The organism is Gemella haemolysans, assembly GCF_028308085.1.
Taxonomy (GTDB): Bacteria; Bacillota; Bacilli; order Staphylococcales; family Gemellaceae; genus Gemella; species Gemella haemolysans_D.
The window spans coordinates 1-293 of record NZ_JAQMFS010000060.1 but is presented as its reverse complement, the minus strand read 5'-3'; the positions used below and the strand labels follow the sequence as shown (position 1 = coordinate 293).

Genomic DNA, 293 nt, shown 5'->3' with positions numbered 1-293 from the left:
TAACCTTCTGCAAGTTCATATTGAATGTCTTCATCTTTTAATTTATAATCTTTATTTTTATAAACTAGTGAATCAAGAATTTTAGCGTTATAAGGTACTAATCCTTTTTCATAGTGGCTATGATCACCGTGAAGTGTCACATATCCATCGTCAGTGATTTCACTAACCACGACTGAACTAACTTTGTCTGAGTAATTGATTTTCTTTGCTTGTGCTGTATTTTGTACTAGAGGTGTTGTTTCATATGCTTGTTGTCTTCCGTATTCATAACCAGCAAAGGCTGATAGTCCGAT

General features: G+C 33.8%; 1 protein-coding gene. It reads right to left on the bottom strand.

The window, feature by feature from the left end; all coding sequences use genetic code 11:
• The coding region (locus PNO30_RS08980) for a pneumococcal-type histidine triad protein (protein ID WP_271987382.1) at window positions 1-293 on the bottom strand (293 nt) is incomplete at both ends.